This window comes from Sulfitobacter sp. S223 (genome assembly GCF_025143825.1).
GTDB lineage: Bacteria > Pseudomonadota > Alphaproteobacteria > Rhodobacterales > Rhodobacteraceae > Sulfitobacter.
Window position 1 is genome coordinate 1,975,555 of record NZ_CP083560.1, and the last position, 17,038, is coordinate 1,992,592.

Genomic DNA, 17,038 nt, shown 5'->3' on the forward strand with positions numbered 1-17,038 from the left:
GGCCACGGTTATGTGATACTTTTACATCATCTTTCGGCCACGTGTAACCTCTATTTCAAGGTCCGTGATTTTCTTTCGCAATGTATTCCGGTTGATACCCAACAATTCGGCGCATTTTGCCTGATTGCCGGATGTCGCTGCAAGCGCCACCTCAAGCAGTGGTGCCTCAACTTCCCTTAAAATACGCTGATACAGGCCGGGTGGCGGCAACATATTACCGTGCAGCTCGAAATATCGCCGGATGTGCCTTTCGACGCTCGCGCCGAGTTTTTCCCCGCTGGGCGCGACGTGAGACGGCTCTGGTCCGGGCTCGGCACCGGCGATTTGCTCTGCTTCGGCAGTCGAAATCTCTACCGCGCGGCTGGTAAGAGCCAGTTGACGCATCGCGTGCTCCAACTGGCGGACATTGCCGGGCCATGTGTAATTTGCAAATACTTTTGCCGCACCTTCGGACAAAGCATGGGGTGCGCCATTCCCTGCATCCGCTTTCTCGAGGAAATGCGCGGCAAGCAATGGGATGTCTTCGACACGATCGCGCAGCGCCGGAACGTGCAAAGTGGCACCGGACAAACGGTAATATAGATCACGGCGCAACGTGTCCTGCGATGAATCGTTGGACGGATTGTTCTGCATGGTCGCGATAAAGCGCGGCTGGTTGTCGCTTTCCGCGTCCATCATCCTTGCGATCCGGGCCTGCACTTCTTCCGAGATGTCGCCGATCTCATCAATGAGCAGTGTCCCGCCGCGGACCCGAGCCAGCACGCGCGCAGGTCCTTCAAGGTCACGCAGGTCGGCTTCTGTCACTGTAACAAATGGCATGGACCGGCGGTCCGAGAGATCGTGGATCGCCCGTGCAATCAGCGACTTGCCCGTGCCGCTTTCCCCCCAGATAAGGACAGGCAAATCGGTATTCATGACCCGTGCGATGACACGGTACAGCGATTGCATCACGGCGGTTTTACCCACCATAGGCAGATCGTCCTCGTCCTTTTCATGATCGATGACTGGCGCACGGCGCGGGGTCCCAGACCGCTCAAGCGCGCGGGCGGTCCGCTTCATCAAATCAGGCAGGTCGAATGGCTTCGGCAGGTAGTCATAGGCCTGTGCTTCGGCGGCCTTGATTGCGGTCATGATCGTATTCTGCGCCGAGATGACGATCACCGGCAGATCAGGGCGATCCTGCGCAATCTTCGGCAGCATCTCAAGCCCGTTGCCATCCGGCATGACCACATCGGAGATCACAACATCGCCCTTGCCTTCGGATACCCAACGCATCAGCGTTGTCAGGCTGGACGTTGCGTGAACCTTACAGCCCGCACGGGTCAGCGCCTGTGTCAGCACCGTGCGAATGGTGCGGTCGTCATCTGCTACCAGAACTGTGCCATCCATCTCTTAAGTCTCCTTTTCGGACGCTTTGTCCGCGGCATTCGATTTAGGGTCTTCGTGGGAGTCTGCCCGCGGCAGGGAAATCCGAAACACGGTTCGTCCGGGTGCAGAGGTCACCGAAATCCACCCGTCATGCTCGGATATGATCTTGCTCACCAACGCCAATCCCAGACCCGTGCCGTTTTCACGGCCCGATACAAAGGGATCAAAAATATCGCCTGCAATGTTTTCCGGCAGACCGGGGCCATCATCAATGATTTCGATCTGCAACGGCAATGCCATCCCACGCCCGTCTGCACGACGCAGCCGGAAAGAGTGTTCATAATAACTGTGCAGACGAATCGTGCCGCCGTCCCTGCCCGCAGCCTCTGACGCGTTTTTGACCAGATTAAGCACCACTTGCAGCAATTGATCCTTGTCCCCCCACGCCAGTGGCAGAGAAGGGTCATAGTCTTCGACGATCTTCATTTGCGCGCCGAAACCCAACAAGGCCGACCGGCGCGCGCGGTCCAGCACGTCATGCAGGTTGACCGGTCCCCGCTCTGGTTGGGTCAGGTTGCCGAATTGCTCCACCTGTTCGAGCAGCTTCACAATCCGGCGGCTTTCGGCAACGATCAGATCTGTGAGCTCCAGATCATCGCTCGATAAATTCATGCTCAGCAACTGGGCAGCACCGGTTATCCCCGCCAGCGGATTCTTGATCTCATGCGCCAGCATTTCAGCCATACCAATTGCGGATTTTGCCGAGGACTTTACCGAATGGTTTTGCGTCATCCGTCCAGCCAGTTCGCGCGGAGAGATCATCAGAATCATCACGCCATCGGCGCCGGACAACGGCGCGATTTGCAGCTGGGACTGAAGCGGTGCCCGCTGACCGCTCCCCACATCGACATCATTCACGAACAGCGTCGTTTCCGTATCACGTGCGCGACCGAAGGCTTCTTCCAGCGGCGAATCCACCGCAATCATGTCCCAGACCGGCGCCCCGATCACCGCCTTGGCGGAGGCATTGAAAAACCCCTCGGCTGCGGCGTTGATGTCAAGGATCAGATCGTCAGGGCCAACAAGAACGGCGGGCACAGGAAGAGAAGCCCACAAGGGGCGCTCGTCCGGGGTAATACCTATTTTCACACTGCCGCTCATGCCGCTGCATCCTGTTGGTCGGGATCAAGTGCATTCGGCAGGAGGATCATTGTTTCTTCAGGAGAGCGCGCAGTCAGCACCGCGCGGCGTGCGGCATCAGTGGCGCCAGCGTGATCCATGTACCAGCCTAGATGCTTTCGGGCCACGCGCAGGCCAAGCTTGGTTCCGTAGAACTGCAACATCGCATCATAGTGGCCCAGCGCCATCTCTAAAAAATCACGTCCTTGCGGCACAACGGGTGCCGGCGTGCCATAGATATCATGGGCAATCTGGGCCAACAGCCAAGGCCGACCCTGTATACCGCGCCCGATCATCACCCCTTGTGCGCCCGATTGCGCCAGCGCCTGACGGGATGTGCTGGTATCTGTGATGTCGCCATTTGCAACAACAGGGATATCAACCGCATCCACCACATCGCGAATAGCGGCCCAGTCAGCGCAGCCCTTGTAGAACTGGCAACGGGTCCGGCCATGAATGGTAATCATGGTAATGCCCGCCGCCTCTGCGCGGCTGGCGATATGCGGCGCATTGCGCATATCATCATCCCAGCCCAGACGGGTCTTGAGCGTGACAGGCACATCAACGGCCTCAACGACAGCCTCGATGAGGCGTAAGGCGTGGTCCGGTGTCTTCATCAAAGCAGAGCCGGAGGCACCTTGCGTCACCTTTTTGGCCGGACAGCCCATGTTTATATCGATGATCCGCGCACCCTGCCCTGCAATCATCCGCGCAGCCTCAGCCATCGGGCCTGCTTCGCGGCCGGCAATCTGAACGGAGGTCCCCTCAACGCCAAGTCCCAGCTCTGCCTTTTCGCGCGTTCCGGGGCGTGAGGTCAGCCATTCGCCCGACGCGATCATTTCCGATACAACCAGACCAGCACCAAACTGCGCCACCAGCGTGCGGGTGGGCAAGTCAGTTATACCAGCCATAGGGGCCAGAAAAACAGGTGGTGTGATATCCAGAGGGAATGTCATGAAAAGAGTGCTTAATCCTTGGGCGGCTGAACAGGAATTAGCCTAAAGCAATTGAATAGACAATGAATGGGCACTGAAAATGGGCTATTCTCTGCACCCCAGTGATTAAAAATTAGGCAGCAGTCCTGATGGCGAATGATGCTGTCGCATTGCGCACGGTCGCCGGATTTCCTAATACCTCTCCATAACTTGAAGAAAGTGATCCTATGCGCGTTTGTGCCCTGATTGTTGCTGCCGGCCGTGGCATGCGGGCTGGCGGGCCGCGCCCCAAGCAATGGCAAGTGCTTGGCGCTCAACGGGTGATCGACCACACGATAGCTGCGTTTGATCGACACGTTGATGTTGCCTCCGTCGCACTGGTTCTGCACCCAGATGATATGCATGAGGCATCAGCGTTTGAGGCGCGCGGCATCCCCGTAGCAATTGGTGGGGCCGAACGTAGCGATTCCGTGCGCGCGGGTCTTGCTGCCCTGCCGGATTGCGATGCGGTCCTTATCCATGATGCGGCACGTCCTTGCGTCAGCGGAGCGGTCATTAACGGGGTAATCGCGGCACTGGTGGATCATGAAGGCGCAGCACCGGGCCTACCCGTAACAGATGCTCTTTGGACAGCTGTGGATAATGAAGTGACGGGCACGCAGGACCGCAGCGGGCTGTTTGCAGCCCAAACACCCCAAGGTTTCCGGCGCGACGCCATCCTGTCAGCTTATGAACACTATGTCGGGGCGGCGGCCGATGATGTCGCTGTCGCACGTGCCGCAGGCTTGACGGTTGCCATTACGACGGGTGACCCTGATAACATCAAGATCACCGCTCCGGACGATTTCGCCCGTGCTGCGCGGATACTGGAGAATACAATGGACATACGCACCGGTAACGGCTTTGACGTGCACGCCTTCGGCCCCGGAGACCATGTGATGCTTTGCGGTGTGAAAATTCCGCATGATCAGGGGCTTGTGGGCCACTCTGACGCGGATGTGGGACTGCACACCATCACGGACGCGATCTATGGCGCGCTGGCAGCGGGCGATATCGGCACCCATTTCCCGCCCTCTGATCCGCAGTGGAAAGGCGCGCAGAGCCATATCTTTTTGCGCCATGCGGCCGAACTGGCCCGCAGTCAGGGCTTTTCGTTGACCCATGTCGATTGCACCTTGGTTTGCGAATTCCCGAAAGTTGGCCCCCACGCAGCCGCGATGCGCCCTGCCGTCGCTGAGATGTTGGGGATTGATGTCACGCGGGTGTCAATAAAGGCGACAACGTCAGAGCGGTTGGGCTTTACAGGTCGCGGCGAAGGTATTGCCTGTCTCGCCACAGCCACGTTGGTGAAATCATGATTGCGCGGATGATCGGGACCGTCTTGGGTGTGGGATATCTGCGCCCTGCGCCGGGGACATGGGGATCACTTGTCGCGTTGCCTTGGGCGTGGCTGGTGCACGTAATCGGTGGCTTTCCGCTATTGGCCATCGGGATCGTCGTGGCATTTCTCAAAGGGTGGTGGGCGACGGCAAAAATGACCGACGGATCAGAGGATCACGATCCGTCAGAGATTGTCATAGACGAACTCGTCGGCCAGTGGATTGCCCTTTTGCCACTGTCGATTGCCAGCTGGCGCATGGGGATTGATATCACAGTGATGTGGCCGGGCTGGATAGCTGCCTTTGCGTTTTTCAGACTGTTCGACATCTGGAAACCGTGGATCATTGGATGGGCAGACCGGCGCGGTGACGCATTGGGTGTGATGCTGGACGATGTCTTTGCCGGTATTTTTGCGGCGATCTGTGTAGTGCTGTTAGCGGGTGTTTATCATGCCTTCTGAACTTGCGGCACAAATCCTTGCCGCTGCGGATATCCAAGGCGTTAAAATCGCAACCGCCGAAAGCTGCACGGGCGGTATGGTCGCCGCAGCCCTGACCGATGTCGCGGGATCATCCACAGTCTTCGAACGTGGTTTTGTCACCTATTCCAACGCCGCAAAGGCAGAGATGCTTGGCGTCCGTCAGGACAGTTTGGACCAATTTGGGGCGGTGTCTGAAGAGGTCGCGTGCGAAATGGCTCTTGGCGCACTTGATCATTCGCAGGCACAGGTCGCAGTTTCCATCACCGGTATCGCAGGCCCCGGCGGGTCAGAGCATAAGCCTGAAGGGCGCGTATGCTTTGCCATTGCCAACGCAGGAAAGGTCAAACCGATGACCGTTGAATTCGGTGCATTGGGCCGCGAGAATGTTCGGCTTGCTGCGCGGGACCATGCCCTGAACCTGCTTTTGGAGCAGGTTTCAAAGTGATCTGTAATTAAGCATCCGCCCGCCAGAAGTGATTAAAGATCGGGCATATTCACAATTGCCCGTTTTATCACCGCTTGCGCCTGCATTTTAGCTTCTCCTTACAGGGCGCTTCGGCTTTGTCCCCTGCAAAGCAATTCTTTCAGGGGGACACTGACCAAATGAACGCCGCAGATACCGCATGGATTATGACTGCAACAGCCCTGGTGCTGTTGATGACACTACCGGGGCTTGCCCTGTTTTACGGCGGCCTGGTCCGCGCCCGAAATGTACTCAGTGTATTCATGCACTGCTATGCCATTGCCTGTTTGATGAGCGTGTTGTGGTTTCTCTTCGGATATTCGATCGCGTTTGGCGAAGGTGGCACAGGGCTCTGGGGCGGCTTGGGCAAGATCGGTCTGAACGGCGTCACCGCAGAGAGCCTGTCAGGCACCCTGCCCGAGGTTCTTTTCTTTGCTTTCCAGATGACTTTCGCAATCATCACACCTGCTTTGATCGTGGGTGCCTATGTTGAGCGGATCGGCTTTGGTTTTGTGATGCTGTTCTCGGGGCTTTGGATGCTGCTGTGCTATGCGCCTGTTGTGCATTGGGTTTGGGGCGGCGGCATGCTGGCCGATGGTGGCATCTTTGGCGAAACCGGTGTGCGTGATTTCGCGGGCGGTATTGTGGTGCATGAAACAGCCGGTCTGGCGGCGCTGATCCTTGCTGTTTTCCTCGGTGCGCGCAAAAACCAGCACACACCGCCCCACAGCCCCGGCTTGGTCATGATCGGCGCCGCAATGTTGTGGGTTGGCTGGTTCGGCTTCAACGGCGGATCACAGCTGGCGGCCGATGGCGGGGCTGCAATGGCGATCACTGTCACCCATATCTCTGCTGCAGCTGCCTCACTGAGCTGGGCCTTGTGGGAACGGATCAAATTCGGAAAAGCATCACTGGTTGGAATCGTCACTGGCACGATTGCGGGCCTTGCCTCCATCACGCCGGCCTCCGGCTTTGTGGGTCCCTGGGCGGCCCTGCTGATCGGGTCAATCGCAGGTATCCTGTGTCAGGAAGCAGTCGTTCTGATCCGTAACAAGGCCAAGATCGACGACACGCTTGATGTCATGGCGGTACACGGCATTGGCGGCATCTTTGGCACAATCATGATCGCGGCACTTGGTCAGGGCACTTGGCTGGCACAGCTTGGATCGCTTGCCATTGTCGGCATCTACACAACTGTTGTGACCGTTGGGCTGATCCTTGTCTGCCGCGCGATTACACCGCTGCGGGTCGATGCCGAGACAGAGGTGAACGGCCTTGATCTGGCTGTCCACGGTGAGCGTGCCTACGACATCACCAGCTGATCTCAAGTTTGCCTAAAAACGAAAGGGCGGTCCCACTGGGCCGCCCTTTCTGGTTTCCACCTGTTTCCGAGACATGCGGCCCAGAACGCTGCGCTCTTTTTAAACCGGAACGCCCTCAAAGCAGGCCGTGACGGCATCCAGATCCGATCCGATAACAGCTTGCCACAACGTTTCGCTGGCGGGCTCTCCGAGCAATGCATCGACCTTTGTGCGCAGTTTCACGCTACGCTCTTCCAACGTCATGGGAGCCATTAGATCGTGACGCAAGCGACGCACTTCGCCTGATACAAGTGTCAGTGTCACTTGGGACTGAGTCTCGGTCAGTGCGTCATCTTCAGACACTTCAATCCTGTCGCGCAGCGCGCAGATACCCGCGTCGCGTGCTGTTTCATCATTGAAATTCGCAATAGAGCCTGTGGCATGACCCAGCAATGTCATCGCGGCAGTGTGGGCGTAGCTGAATTTCACTTCGAGACCCGTCTTGGGCTGGGCGATGTTGCACACGCTCATCCAGCGCGGGTGGGTGCGTATCTTAATTCCGGCAATGCGCTCCGCCTCGACATTCGCGCCACTCAGGGCCTCAAGCATGGCGTGCAGCCCGTGACAGCATGCATGGAACTTGTGACTGATTGTGCTGATTTGCCACTCCTTGCGGGGCAGCTTGACGTCGACACCCTCACCGTGGTGCGTCTCTGTGAAACCCAGAGGGCCGGCAAGACCGTCCTGCGCCGCCGTCATCCCCGCCTGCGCCCACAGCGCGGCCTCAACACCAGTACGTGCTGCCAGCCCTGCATTAAGCGGTTTGGCCATCGTTCCGAATTGCGCCTTGATCCCCGACGCCATGCTGGAACATAGCCCCAGTGCATGACGTGTCTGTTGTTTATCGAGACCCAGCAGCCGCGCCGCCGCCAGTGTGGCCCCAAACGCACCTGCTGTGGCCGTCTGGTGATACCCTATCTGATAATGACTGCGGCCAAGCCAGATACCGGTCAGCACAGATGCCTCCACCCCGATTGTCGCAGCATCCACCGCATCGGTTAGCGAAATATCCAGCGTTTCTGCCAGCGCCATGACCGCAGGCAGCACCGCCACAGACGGGTGGCCGATGTGGGCGAAATGGGTGTCGTCGTAATCCAGCGCATGGCTGAGCGTGCCGTTCACAAGAGCCGCTGTCGCCGCGCCCGCTCCGTCTCCGCCAAAGATATGCGCGGGGCCTTCTTCCGTCATTTGCGCACGACGGAACCCCGCGAACTCCTGCTCGCGCGCTCCGGCGATTCCACAAGCGGCCCAGTCAAACAGCGACAGACGCATCATTGCGGCAGCCTCTTCGGCCACGTCTGCCCCCGCAAATTTGACAAGTAGTTCAGTAATACCCATGGCGTCCTCCCCTGACGGGATCAGCCATAAAGCGCTTCAGCGCGCTTCTCAAACGCTTTGACCACCCGTTGCATCGCTTCGTTGAAAACAACGCCGATAATCTTTTGCAAGATTGCATTGCGAAATTCGAAATCTACAAAGAATGACACCTCGCATCCCCCCTCTACGTCAGAGAAGGACCAGTTGGATTTCATATATTTGAAGGGGCCATCAAGGTATTCAGTGTCGATATGTTTACGCTCGGGCCACAAGACGACGCGGCTGGTAAACCGCTCGCGGAAAACCTTGAACGAAATTACCAGATCGGCGTCCATGACGCTGTGATCGCCCTTATCCTCTACCGATTTGATCCGCGCAGCGGCGGTCCAAGGCAGGAACTTGGGGTAATTCGCCACGTCGGCCACAAGATCATACATCTGCTGGGCACTGTAGGGCAGTATTCGGGTCTCGGCGTGGGTGGGCATTGATTTCCTGCGTCTGTTTGCGTAGCGCTCTATCAAAGCCCATGCGGCGACACAATCAAGAGGTGGTCATGCCAACGCGTCCTTATGTCATAGACGAGATGATCTCGGCCAAATCCATTGCTGCGCGGATCGAGGAGCTGTGCCGAGAAATCCAGGAAGAATTCGCCGACACTGACAAACTGGTTGTGGTTGGTCTCCTGCGCGGCTCCTTTGTCTTCATCGCCGATCTGGTCCGCGAACTGGATTTGCCGATCGAGGTCGATTTCCTCGAAGCATCAAGCTATGGGAACGGCATGGAAAGCACACGAGAAGTTCGCATTCTCAAGGACTTGCGTGGCGGGATTGAAGGACGCGATGTGCTGTTGGTCGAAGATATCGTCGACACGGGCCATACCCTATTTCATGTCACGGGCATGTTGCGGGCCCGCAAACCCGCAAAGCTGAAAACAGTCGCGCTACTGGATAAGCCCTCCCGCCGCGAGGTGGATCTGCGGGCCGATTACACCGGCTTCGAGATTCCGGACGAATTTGTCGTTGGATATGGCATCGACTTTGCCCAACGTAACCGAAACCTGCCCTTTATCGGCAAGGTCCGGTTTACTGATGAGACCTGATGCTTGATCCCCGCCAATTAATGCGCGCCAAACGTTGGGCGCAAAACCCCCCTTCGCTAAAGCGCGTGAAACTCGTTTTTGCTGCTGTGGCGCTGGCGCTGATCATTGTGGGTTTGGAGCATTTCGGCCTTTGGCCGGACTGGGCCAAGGCGGAACGCATACCCCGACGGTTCTGACCTGTTGGTTGACGATGCCAAAGCCAACGGTGAACAGAACCGATCCTGTTCACCGTGACCCTAATATTCAGGCGATGCCCAGCTTTTTGTTGCGTGCCGCGCGCAGGCGCGCAAAATCGTCACCGGCGTGATAGCTGGACCGTGTCAGCGGTGTCGCGGAGACCATCAGGAAACCCTTGCCGTAGGCTGCTTTTTCATAGGCTGCGAATTCATCAGGGTGCACAAAGCGATCAACGCGGTGGTGCTTGGGTGTTGGTTGCAAGTACTGGCCGATTGTCAGGAAATCGATGTCGGCAGCACGCATGTCCTCCATCACCTGCATGACAGCCTGACGGTCTTCCCCCAAACCAACCATGATCCCCGATTTGGTGAACATGGACGGGTCCAATTCCTTAACCCGTTGTAGCAGGCGCAGCGAATGGAAATAGCGCGCGCCGGGGCGTACTTCGGGATAAAGTCCGGGTACGGTTTCAAGATTATGATTGAACACGTCAGGGCGCGCTTCCACAACTTTTTCAAGGGCTTCTGGGCCGCATTTGATAAAGTCGGGTGTCAGGATTTCGATTGTCGTATTCGGCGCACGGTGGCGGACGGCACGAATGGTCTGGGCAAAATGCTCAGCCCCGCCATCTTCGACATCATCACGGTCAACAGACGTGATGACCACGTGGTTCAACCCCAGTTTTGCAACCGCATCAGCCACACGACCCGGCTCGAACGCATCCAGTGCCTCTGGCGGTTTACCGGTGGCAATGTTGCAGAAGGTACAGGCGCGCGTACAGACTTCGCCCATGATCATCATTGTCGCATGGCCCTGAGACCAACATTCACCGACATTGGGACAGCCCGCTTCTTCGCAGACTGTCACAAGCTTATTCTCCCGCATGATACGGGCGGTATCCTGATAGCCTTTGCCGCCGGGCGCGCGCACGCGAATCCAGTCGGGCTTTTTGGGCTGGGGATTGTCTGGGCGGCGTGCCTTTTCAGGGTGACGCACTTCGGGAATCTTCAGATCACGCATAGAAACCTCGTGTGATGGCTAGGTGTTATCTAGCACATCGCAAGTAAAACAAAACCCTGTCCAGACGCATTGCCGATATGCGAGCCAAGAAAAGGCAGATGCCAACGTATTGTCGGCGGCTGCCTTTTTGACTCCGTCTACCCGATCAGCGGTGCGCCGCCGCCCGCGGTTTCGGCGTAGTGTTGTTTCAGACGCATCAGGGCAATGCGCAGCACAATCTTGCCTGAACGCGCAGACCATCCTAAAACTTTCTCTGCGGTTTCAAGCCCTTCAAGGAAACAACAGCAGCGCAGCGTTATATCTGACAGGCCCGGCCCCAGATCCCTAAGCGCTGCAATCACCCGGGCATGGGCCTGTTGGCTGCCCCGCCCGCCCCGCTTCGGCGCTGGCGGAGGATCACTACGCAAGGACGTCAGAAACCCCTCCCAATTGCGGGTCAGCTCTGCCCCCATTTGCGCCAGTTCGAAATCTTCGCGCAGGCGTTCACCTGCGTGGACCAGGTCAGAGCTCAGAAACCGCGTTCCTTCACGGTCCCGACGACGCGCCAGCGCCGACAGTGGACTTTCCGCCAAACCATAACGCATACGCTGCGGAGACTTGCCAGAAGTATCCGCGTCGATGTTTGCTGCTGTGCCCGCCGCTTGCGCACTTTCGTCGCGGGCCATCAGATCTGCCAACGCACTGCGCCCCGATGCCGTTATGTGATAGCGGGTGATCCGGCCATTATTATTTGTGGAAATCCAGCCTTTCAGCGCCATCGCTTCCGCGATCGTGCGGTCCACAACGCCAGTACGTGTATTTTCGCCGCTTTCGCCGTCTCTGACGATGACAGCTTTTTCCATATCAGCCGCAACCGCCAGAACGGCCCCGGTTTCACACAGCCGACGCAGCACCCGTAATCCATGCGCACAAAGCTCGGCGACATCCGGCAAGCCAGAACCGGGGTTCTCGGTCGTTTCGACCATGCGCAAATCCCGGTGTGGTCGCGCAGGCGTAGGCGGCTTTGCCTCTGCGGTTCCGCCGAGCGTTTTCAGCACGCCGTCCACCAACGGATCGTCACGTAACGTCTCTACCCGTCTGATCTGACGCAGGATTGTTGAAGCATGACACCCCTGTTGGCGCGCCAACGCACGGATAGGTACGCCCATCTCTGTATGATCGATATAGTTTTGTACAGAACGCGGAACCCAACCGGGTACCTTGCCCCCAACGAGCTTTGCCTGATGTTCGATTTGTTCAATTTCCAATACCATGTGCCCCATGTCTGAGTGTCCCCTCTCAGCGTTATTAACAACAGGTAAATACAACCTATGGATGATTTGGTTACCTATTGGTTAAAAAAGCCTGTGTGAAACAGCATTGTTTACAAATCATAAACAATCATAAAGTGAGCGAACGCTGTTACGATCCTGACCGCAACACCCGCATAGGTAGTGGATACTGTCCCCAGCTGAGCCGGAATATTCCATGCTCATTCACCTGAGGAGACAGAAACAATGAAAGATATCCACAACCTGCTCGCGTCCCTTCACCGGCCACGTCTGCTGATGCGTGCAGCGCGTATCGGTGCCCAGCAATATCGCCGCGAAGGGCACCTGCCGCGTCTGTTGGGATACGGTATACTGCCCCGTCACGGGGACGCATTGATGCGGCTGGTCGGCATCGAGGCAGAGCTTGAGACACAGCGCATTGTTCAGGACACCGGTTACAGCCTCACACGTCATGTGGATGTTCTGATCGCCATCGTCGGAGAGGCGCAAGATCTGCGGGCCGTCCAAGCAGGCCCGCAGATGGTTTGATCACATAAAGCTGTCAGGCTCGGCCGCTTTGCGGTCGGCCACAAAGGCGTCCAATGCCTCTGCAATAGCCGGATCAAGGGCTGGCTGCTGATAGTCGTTCAGCATCTTTTCGACACGAAGGCTCGCGAGCGCCTGCGTGTCGCGGCCGCCCTCGTCTTCCCATGTCTCGAAGGGTTTGTAATCAAGCAGATCGGACTTCCAGAACGCTTTCTTGAAGTTCGATTGTGTGTGCTCACACCCAAGATAGTGACCACCCGGACCTACTTCGCGGATCGCGTCCATAGCTTGGGCGTTCTCGTCCATTGAGATTCCCTGCGCCAGATGATGCAGCGTTCCCAGTTGATCGGCGTCCATCACGAATTTCTCAAAGGAGGACACCAGTCCGCCTTCAAGCCAGCCGCAGGCATGCAACATAAAGTTCACACCTGCCAACAAGCCCATGTTCAGGCTGTTTGACGTCTCATAGGCTGCCTGCGCATCCGGCAGCTTCGAGCCGCAGAAAGATCCTGCGGATCGGTACGGCAGATTCAGACGGCGTGCCAGCTGACCCGCGCCATAGGTGATATGTGCCGCTTCGGGGGTACCGAATGTTGGCGCGCCTGAGTTCATGTCGATCGAGGTAACAAACGCCCCCATGATCACCGGCGCACCCGGTTTGATCAACTGGCTATAGGCCAGCCCAGCCAGACTCTCGGCCAGAACCTGCGTCAGCGTGCCTGCAACAGACACAGGTGCCATAGCGCCGCCAACAATAAACGGAGAGATAATGCAAGCCTGATTGTTCTGCGCATAAACTTCAAGCGCGCCCATCATAACGTCATCAAACGTCATAGGAGAGTTGATGTTGATCAGCGACGTCATGACTGTGTTCTGTTGAACAAAATCCTTACCAAACAAAACGCCGCACATGTCGACAGAATCCTGCGCGCGGCTTGGCTCTGTGACCGATCCCATAAACGGCTTATCGCTCAACGTCATGTGGGCGTGCAGCATATCAAGGTGGCGCTTGTTAACGGGCACATCGGTAGGCTCGCATACAGTGCCGCCAGAATGGTGCAGCCATTTGGACATATATCCAAGCTTCACGAATTTGCGAAAGTCATCCATCGTCGCATAGCGGCGCCCGCCTACGGCATCGCGGACGAATGGAGGGCCGTAGACCGGGGCGAGAACAAGGTTCTTGCCGCCCACGACGACATTGCGCTCGGGGTTCCGGGCGTGCTGTGTGTAGGAGGATGGCGCCGTCTTGATCAGCTCGCGTGCCAGACCGCGCGGAATCCGGACGCGGTCTCCTTGCACGTCGGCACCGGCATTGCGCCAGCGATCCAATGCGCGCGGGTTGTCTGGAAAGTTCACGCCGATCTCTTCGAGAATCGTTTCCGCGTTGCGCTCGATGATTTCCAGCGCTTCCTCGTTCAGGATTTCGAAGTTGGGGATGTTGCGCTCAATATATTTTGCGGTCTCGAATGAAACGGCCGAGCGTTCTGCGCGTCGCGCTGCCCCTCCACCGCCACGCGTGCGCCGTGCTGCTTCTGCCATGTTTAGTCCCCATATCTGAATGTTGGCCTCGGAATACTCCCAATCTTCGCCAATTCCAAAGCAGATTGCGGCGGTGTTGGTAGAAAAGCGACATATAGCCCCTCAGAAATGCCAAATATCCGTGCCGACAGACGTGCCGCGGGATATGTGGGGCGCAATGCGGTTCAAATCACCTTGCCAGCATCCGCCTGCGCGCCTAATCAGGGCGCATGACACAACATTCCCACGACCGCCTCCTTATCATAGACTTCGGCAGCCAGGTGACCCAGCTGATTGCCCGCCGCTTGCGCGAACTGAACGTCTATTGCGAAATCCACCCGTTCAATACGGTTGATGATGCCTTCCTGGAGGCCTTTGCGCCAAAGGCCATTATCCTGTCTGGCGGTCCGGCCTCGGTGATAGATGAAAACTCACCCCGCCCACCTTCGACCGTGTTCGAAATGGACGTGCCAATTCTGGGTATTTGTTACGGCCAGCAGGTCATGATGGAGATGCTTGGTGGCAAGGTCGAAACAGGCCACGGCACCAAAGAATTCGGCCGCGCATATGTCAAGCCTACGGATGCCAGCACGGAGCTTCTTGAAGGGTGGTTCCTGACCGATCGCGAACAAGTCTGGATGAGCCATGGCGATCACGTCAGCCGCATCGCGCCGGGCTTTGAGGTATTCGGAACCTCGCCCAACGCACCGTTTGCGATCACCGCTGACACCAGCCGCAAATTCTATGCTGTTCAGTTCCACCCAGAAGTCCACCACACGCCCAACGGCCTGAAATTCTATGAGAATTTTGTGCGCATCGCAGGGTTCACCGGTGACTGGACAATGGGTGCCTACCGCGAAGAAGCTATCGCCAAGCTGCGCGAACAAATTGGCGACAGCCATGTGATTTGCGGCCTTTCCGGCGGCGTTGATTCGTCTGTGGCCGCGGCCTTGATCCACGAAGCTGTCGGCGACCAGCTGACGTGTGTTTTTGTCGACCATGGCCTGCTGCGCAAGAACGAGGCCGAAGAAGTCGTGACCATGTTCCGCGACAACATGAACCTCAAAGTCATCTACGCCGATGAACGCGAACTGTTCTTGGGAGAGCTTGAGGGCCAGTCCGACCCTGAAACCAAGCGCAAGATTATCGGTCGTCTGTTTATTGATGTCTTCCAGAAATACGCCAATGAAATTGATGGCGCAAAGTTTCTGGCACAGGGCACACTCTATCCAGACGTAATCGAATCGGTTTCGTTTTCTGGCGGGCCTTCTGTCACGATCAAAAGCCACCACAATGTTGGCGGCTTGCCCGAAAAGATGGGGTTGAAGCTGGTCGAGCCGCTGCGCGAACTTTTCAAGGATGAAGTCCGTGTCCTGGGCCGAGAGCTGGGCCTCCCCGTCAGCTTTATCGGGCGCCATCCCTTCCCTGGTCCTGGCCTTGCGATCCGCTGCCCCGGTGAAATCACCCGCGAAAAGCTGGATATCCTGCGCGAAGCCGACGCCGTTTATATCGACCAGATTCGCAAGCACGGGCTTTATGATGACATCTGGCAGGCTTTTTGCGCCATTCTGCCCGTCCGTACGGTCGGTGTTATGGGTGACGGTCGTACCTATGATTTTGCCTGCGCGCTTCGTGCCGTTACTTCCGTAGATGGCATGACAGCGGACTACTATCCCTTCAGCCATGAATTCCTTGGTGAAACGGCAACCCGTATCATCAACGAAGTACCCGGTATCAACCGTGTCACATATGACATCACATCAAAGCCTCCAGGCACCATTGAATGGGAATGAGTGGCGAAGTCACTTTGACTGGAACGCTTACCTGCACCTGCGAAGAAGAAGCAGTGCAGGTACGGGCGTCTTTGCCTGAACATATTGCCCTGACCCGTGCCGAAGCGGGCTGCATTTCTTTCGATGTCTTGTCGACTGATGATCCGATGGTTTGGTCCGTGTCAGAGCGGTTTGTCGATGCAGCCGCTTTCGAGGAGCATCAGGCCCGCACGGCAGGTTCAGACTGGGCCGCCCGAACAAAGGGCATTGCCCGCGCCTATAAGATCGAGGGTATGTAGGTGAACGTGGTGCTCAAAGCTGCGCTTTGGATGACGGGTGCCATCGGCTCTTTCTCCTTTATGGCGGTGGCGGGCCGTGAACTTTCCAGCGACTACGATACCTTCGAAATCATGCTCTACCGGAGCCTTGTTGGCACGATTATTGTTCTGGCGCTGACTGCTTGGGGCAACCGCTGGCACGAAATCCGCTTTGACCATTACAAACAGCATTTTCTGCGCAACCTGTTTCACTTTACCGGCCAGAACCTGTGGTTCTACGCGGTCGCGGTTGTCCCGTTGGCGCAGGTTTTTGCGTTGGAGTTCACTTCCCCGCTTTGGGTGGTCATCCTTGCGCCGTTGATTCTTGGTGAAAAGCTGACGCGCATCCGCAGCATTTCGGCAGTGTTGGGCTTTATCGGCATTCTCATTGTGACGCGGCCCAATCCCGATACGTTCCAGTTTGCCCTGTTTTATGCAGCCGCAGCGGCGGTGTTCTTCGCTTTAACCATTCTGCTGACAAAACGTCTAACGCGAAGCAATTCGATCACCTCGATCCTGTTTTTCCTCACAACGATCCAGTTGCTCTTTGGCCTGATCACAGCAGGGTTTGACGGGGATATCGCGCTACCGACCGCACAAACCCTACCCTATCTGTTTCTCGTCGGATGTGCGGGCCTGTTGGCGCACTTTTGCCTGACCACGGCCCTTTCGATTGCGCCGGCCACGGTTGTCGTGCCCATCGATTTTGCGCGCCTGCCAGTGATCGCGATCGTTGCAATGATCCTTTATTCAGAGCCACTGGAGCTGTGGGTATTTGTAGGGGCCGGTTTGATCTTCGCCGCCAATTACCTCAACATCTGGAACGAGACCCGCAAGACCTCTTGAGCTATT

At 57.1% G+C, this 17,038-nt stretch carries 18 protein-coding genes; 10 read left to right on the forward strand and 8 right to left on the reverse strand.

Annotation, left to right across the window (positions count from 1 at the left end; translation table 11 throughout):
• Positions 1 to 21 precede the first annotated feature (21 nt).
• Genes K3757_RS09485 through dusB form a run of 3 tightly spaced genes read right to left on the reverse strand, consistent with a single transcriptional unit; the run spans position 22 to position 3,503 of the window.
• Positions 22 to 1,389: a sigma-54 dependent transcriptional regulator gene (locus K3757_RS09485; protein ID WP_259995008.1), complete on the reverse strand. Its 1,368-nt coding sequence runs from the start codon at positions 1,387 to 1,389 to the stop codon at positions 22 to 24.
• A gap of 3 nt (positions 1,390 to 1,392) precedes the next feature.
• A complete protein-coding gene (locus tag K3757_RS09490; protein WP_259995010.1) occupies positions 1,393 to 2,529 on the reverse strand; it encodes a nitrogen regulation protein NR(II) in 1,137 nt (378 codons plus the stop codon).
• Positions 2,526 to 3,503, reverse strand: a complete 978-nt coding sequence (gene dusB, locus K3757_RS09495; RefSeq protein WP_259995012.1) for a tRNA dihydrouridine synthase DusB — start codon at positions 3,501 to 3,503, stop codon at positions 2,526 to 2,528. Before dusB ends, K3757_RS09490 begins: the two co-directional genes overlap by 4 nt.
• 206 nt (positions 3,504 to 3,709) lie before the next feature.
• Here dusB and K3757_RS09500 point away from each other — a divergent pair, with 206 nt between their 5' ends.
• The 4 genes from K3757_RS09500 (at position 3,710) to K3757_RS09515 (ending at position 7,128) form a co-directional block, all read left to right on the forward strand.
• Positions 3,710 to 4,840 (forward strand): bifunctional 2-C-methyl-D-erythritol 4-phosphate cytidylyltransferase/2-C-methyl-D-erythritol 2,4-cyclodiphosphate synthase, encoded by a 1,131-nt coding sequence (locus tag K3757_RS09500; RefSeq protein ID WP_259995014.1) that lies wholly within the window; start codon positions 3,710 to 3,712, stop codon positions 4,838 to 4,840.
• On the forward strand, positions 4,837 to 5,322 hold the full coding sequence (locus K3757_RS09505; RefSeq protein ID WP_409202542.1) for a phosphatidylglycerophosphatase A: 486 nt from the start codon (positions 4,837 to 4,839) through the stop codon (positions 5,320 to 5,322). The genes K3757_RS09500 and K3757_RS09505 overlap by 4 nt, the downstream gene beginning before the upstream one ends.
• Positions 5,312 to 5,788, forward strand: a complete 477-nt coding sequence (locus tag K3757_RS09510; RefSeq protein ID WP_259995016.1) for a CinA family protein — start codon at positions 5,312 to 5,314, stop codon at positions 5,786 to 5,788. The genes K3757_RS09505 and K3757_RS09510 overlap by 11 nt, the downstream gene beginning before the upstream one ends.
• Before the next feature lie 158 nt (positions 5,789 to 5,946).
• Positions 5,947 to 7,128 carry an ammonium transporter gene (locus K3757_RS09515; RefSeq protein ID WP_259995019.1) on the forward strand — a complete coding sequence of 394 codons (1,182 nt, stop codon included), beginning with the start codon at positions 5,947 to 5,949 and terminating at the stop codon, positions 7,126 to 7,128.
• A 99-nt stretch (positions 7,129 to 7,227) separates the two neighbouring features.
• Here K3757_RS09515 and K3757_RS09520 read toward each other — a convergent pair whose 3' ends face one another.
• Together K3757_RS09520 and K3757_RS09525 are read right to left on the reverse strand one after the other, a co-directional pair.
• Positions 7,228 to 8,505, reverse strand: coding sequence for an MmgE/PrpD family protein (locus K3757_RS09520; protein WP_259995021.1), 1,278 nt, complete (start codon positions 8,503 to 8,505; stop codon positions 7,228 to 7,230).
• Positions 8,506 to 8,525: 20 nt separating this feature from the next.
• Positions 8,526 to 8,969 carry a type II toxin-antitoxin system RatA family toxin gene (locus K3757_RS09525; protein WP_259995024.1) on the reverse strand — a complete coding sequence of 148 codons (444 nt, stop codon included), beginning with the start codon at positions 8,967 to 8,969 and terminating at the stop codon, positions 8,526 to 8,528.
• A gap of 68 nt (positions 8,970 to 9,037) precedes the next feature.
• Between K3757_RS09525 and hpt the strand changes: the two genes are divergently transcribed.
• Together hpt and K3757_RS09535 are read left to right on the forward strand one after the other, a co-directional pair.
• Positions 9,038 to 9,583, forward strand: coding sequence for a hypoxanthine phosphoribosyltransferase (hpt, locus tag K3757_RS09530; RefSeq protein WP_259995027.1), 546 nt, complete (start codon positions 9,038 to 9,040; stop codon positions 9,581 to 9,583).
• The gene (locus K3757_RS09535; RefSeq protein ID WP_259995029.1) at positions 9,583 to 9,759 is read left to right on the forward strand and encodes a hypothetical protein; all 177 of its coding nucleotides are present in this window, start codon (positions 9,583 to 9,585) and stop codon (positions 9,757 to 9,759) included. Before hpt ends, K3757_RS09535 begins: the two co-directional genes overlap by 1 nt.
• Before the next feature lie 67 nt (positions 9,760 to 9,826).
• Here K3757_RS09535 and lipA read toward each other — a convergent pair whose 3' ends face one another.
• Entirely contained in the window at positions 9,827 to 10,780 is a 954-nt protein-coding gene (gene lipA / locus K3757_RS09540) for a lipoyl synthase (protein ID WP_259995032.1), read from the reverse strand.
• A gap of 137 nt (positions 10,781 to 10,917) precedes the next feature.
• On the reverse strand, positions 10,918 to 12,042 hold the full coding sequence (locus K3757_RS09545) for a DUF6456 domain-containing protein (RefSeq protein WP_311201724.1): 1,125 nt from the start codon (positions 12,040 to 12,042) through the stop codon (positions 10,918 to 10,920).
• Positions 12,043 to 12,276: 234 nt separating this feature from the next.
• Here K3757_RS09545 and K3757_RS09550 point away from each other — a divergent pair, with 234 nt between their 5' ends.
• Positions 12,277 to 12,579: a DUF6477 family protein gene (locus K3757_RS09550; RefSeq protein ID WP_259995034.1), complete on the forward strand. Its 303-nt coding sequence runs from the start codon at positions 12,277 to 12,279 to the stop codon at positions 12,577 to 12,579.
• On the opposite strand, the gene K3757_RS09555 is transcribed toward K3757_RS09550, so the two are convergent.
• On the reverse strand, positions 12,580 to 14,118 hold the full coding sequence (locus K3757_RS09555; RefSeq protein WP_259995037.1) for a trimethylamine methyltransferase family protein: 1,539 nt from the start codon (positions 14,116 to 14,118) through the stop codon (positions 12,580 to 12,582). It lies immediately after the preceding gene.
• 209 nt (positions 14,119 to 14,327) lie between these two features.
• Between K3757_RS09555 and guaA the strand changes: the two genes are divergently transcribed.
• Genes guaA through K3757_RS09570 form a run of 3 tightly spaced genes read left to right on the forward strand, consistent with a single transcriptional unit; the run spans position 14,328 to position 17,032 of the window.
• Positions 14,328 to 15,890 (forward strand): glutamine-hydrolyzing GMP synthase, encoded by a 1,563-nt coding sequence (gene guaA / locus K3757_RS09560; protein WP_259995040.1) that lies wholly within the window; start codon positions 14,328 to 14,330, stop codon positions 15,888 to 15,890.
• Positions 15,887 to 16,168, forward strand: a complete 282-nt coding sequence (locus K3757_RS09565; protein ID WP_259995043.1) for a putative quinol monooxygenase — start codon at positions 15,887 to 15,889, stop codon at positions 16,166 to 16,168. Before guaA ends, K3757_RS09565 begins: the two co-directional genes overlap by 4 nt.
• Complete coding sequence (locus K3757_RS09570; RefSeq protein ID WP_259995045.1) at positions 16,169 to 17,032, forward strand: DMT family transporter; 864 nt, start codon at positions 16,169 to 16,171, stop codon at positions 17,030 to 17,032.
• The last annotated feature ends 6 nt before the right edge of the window (positions 17,033 to 17,038 follow it).

What these genes read in the sequence shown, in the direction of transcription:
- K3757_RS09555 (WP_259995037.1), bottom strand. Translation starts at nt 14,118, where the DNA reads ATGGCAGAAGCAGCACGGCGCACGCGTGGCGGTGGAGGGGCAGCGCGA.
- K3757_RS09520 (WP_259995021.1), bottom strand. Translation starts at nt 8,505, where the DNA reads ATGGGTATTACTGAACTACTTGTCAAATTTGCGGGGGCAGACGTGGCC.
- K3757_RS09505 (WP_409202542.1), top strand. Translation starts at nt 4,837, where the DNA reads ATGATTGCGCGGATGATCGGGACCGTCTTGGGTGTGGGATATCTGCGC.
- K3757_RS09515 (WP_259995019.1), top strand. Translation starts at nt 5,947, where the DNA reads ATGAACGCCGCAGATACCGCATGGATTATGACTGCAACAGCCCTGGTG.
- K3757_RS09490 (WP_259995010.1), bottom strand. Translation starts at nt 2,529, where the DNA reads ATGAGCGGCAGTGTGAAAATAGGTATTACCCCGGACGAGCGCCCCTTG.
- K3757_RS09510 (WP_259995016.1), top strand. Translation starts at nt 5,312, where the DNA reads ATGCCTTCTGAACTTGCGGCACAAATCCTTGCCGCTGCGGATATCCAA.
- K3757_RS09525 (WP_259995024.1), bottom strand. Translation starts at nt 8,969, where the DNA reads ATGCCCACCCACGCCGAGACCCGAATACTGCCCTACAGTGCCCAGCAG.
- K3757_RS09500 (WP_259995014.1), top strand. Translation starts at nt 3,710, where the DNA reads ATGCGCGTTTGTGCCCTGATTGTTGCTGCCGGCCGTGGCATGCGGGCT.
- K3757_RS09550 (WP_259995034.1), top strand. Translation starts at nt 12,277, where the DNA reads ATGAAAGATATCCACAACCTGCTCGCGTCCCTTCACCGGCCACGTCTG.
- K3757_RS09535 (WP_259995029.1), top strand. Translation starts at nt 9,583, where the DNA reads ATGCTTGATCCCCGCCAATTAATGCGCGCCAAACGTTGGGCGCAAAAC.
- lipA (WP_259995032.1), bottom strand. Translation starts at nt 10,780, where the DNA reads ATGCGTGATCTGAAGATTCCCGAAGTGCGTCACCCTGAAAAGGCACGC.
- K3757_RS09565 (WP_259995043.1), top strand. Translation starts at nt 15,887, where the DNA reads ATGAGTGGCGAAGTCACTTTGACTGGAACGCTTACCTGCACCTGCGAA.
- hpt (WP_259995027.1), top strand. Translation starts at nt 9,038, where the DNA reads ATGCCAACGCGTCCTTATGTCATAGACGAGATGATCTCGGCCAAATCC.
- K3757_RS09545 (WP_311201724.1), bottom strand. Translation starts at nt 12,042, where the DNA reads ATGGGGCACATGGTATTGGAAATTGAACAAATCGAACATCAGGCAAAG.
- guaA (WP_259995040.1), top strand. Translation starts at nt 14,328, where the DNA reads ATGACACAACATTCCCACGACCGCCTCCTTATCATAGACTTCGGCAGC.
- dusB (WP_259995012.1), bottom strand. Translation starts at nt 3,503, where the DNA reads ATGACATTCCCTCTGGATATCACACCACCTGTTTTTCTGGCCCCTATG.
- K3757_RS09485 (WP_259995008.1), bottom strand. Translation starts at nt 1,389, where the DNA reads ATGGATGGCACAGTTCTGGTAGCAGATGACGACCGCACCATTCGCACG.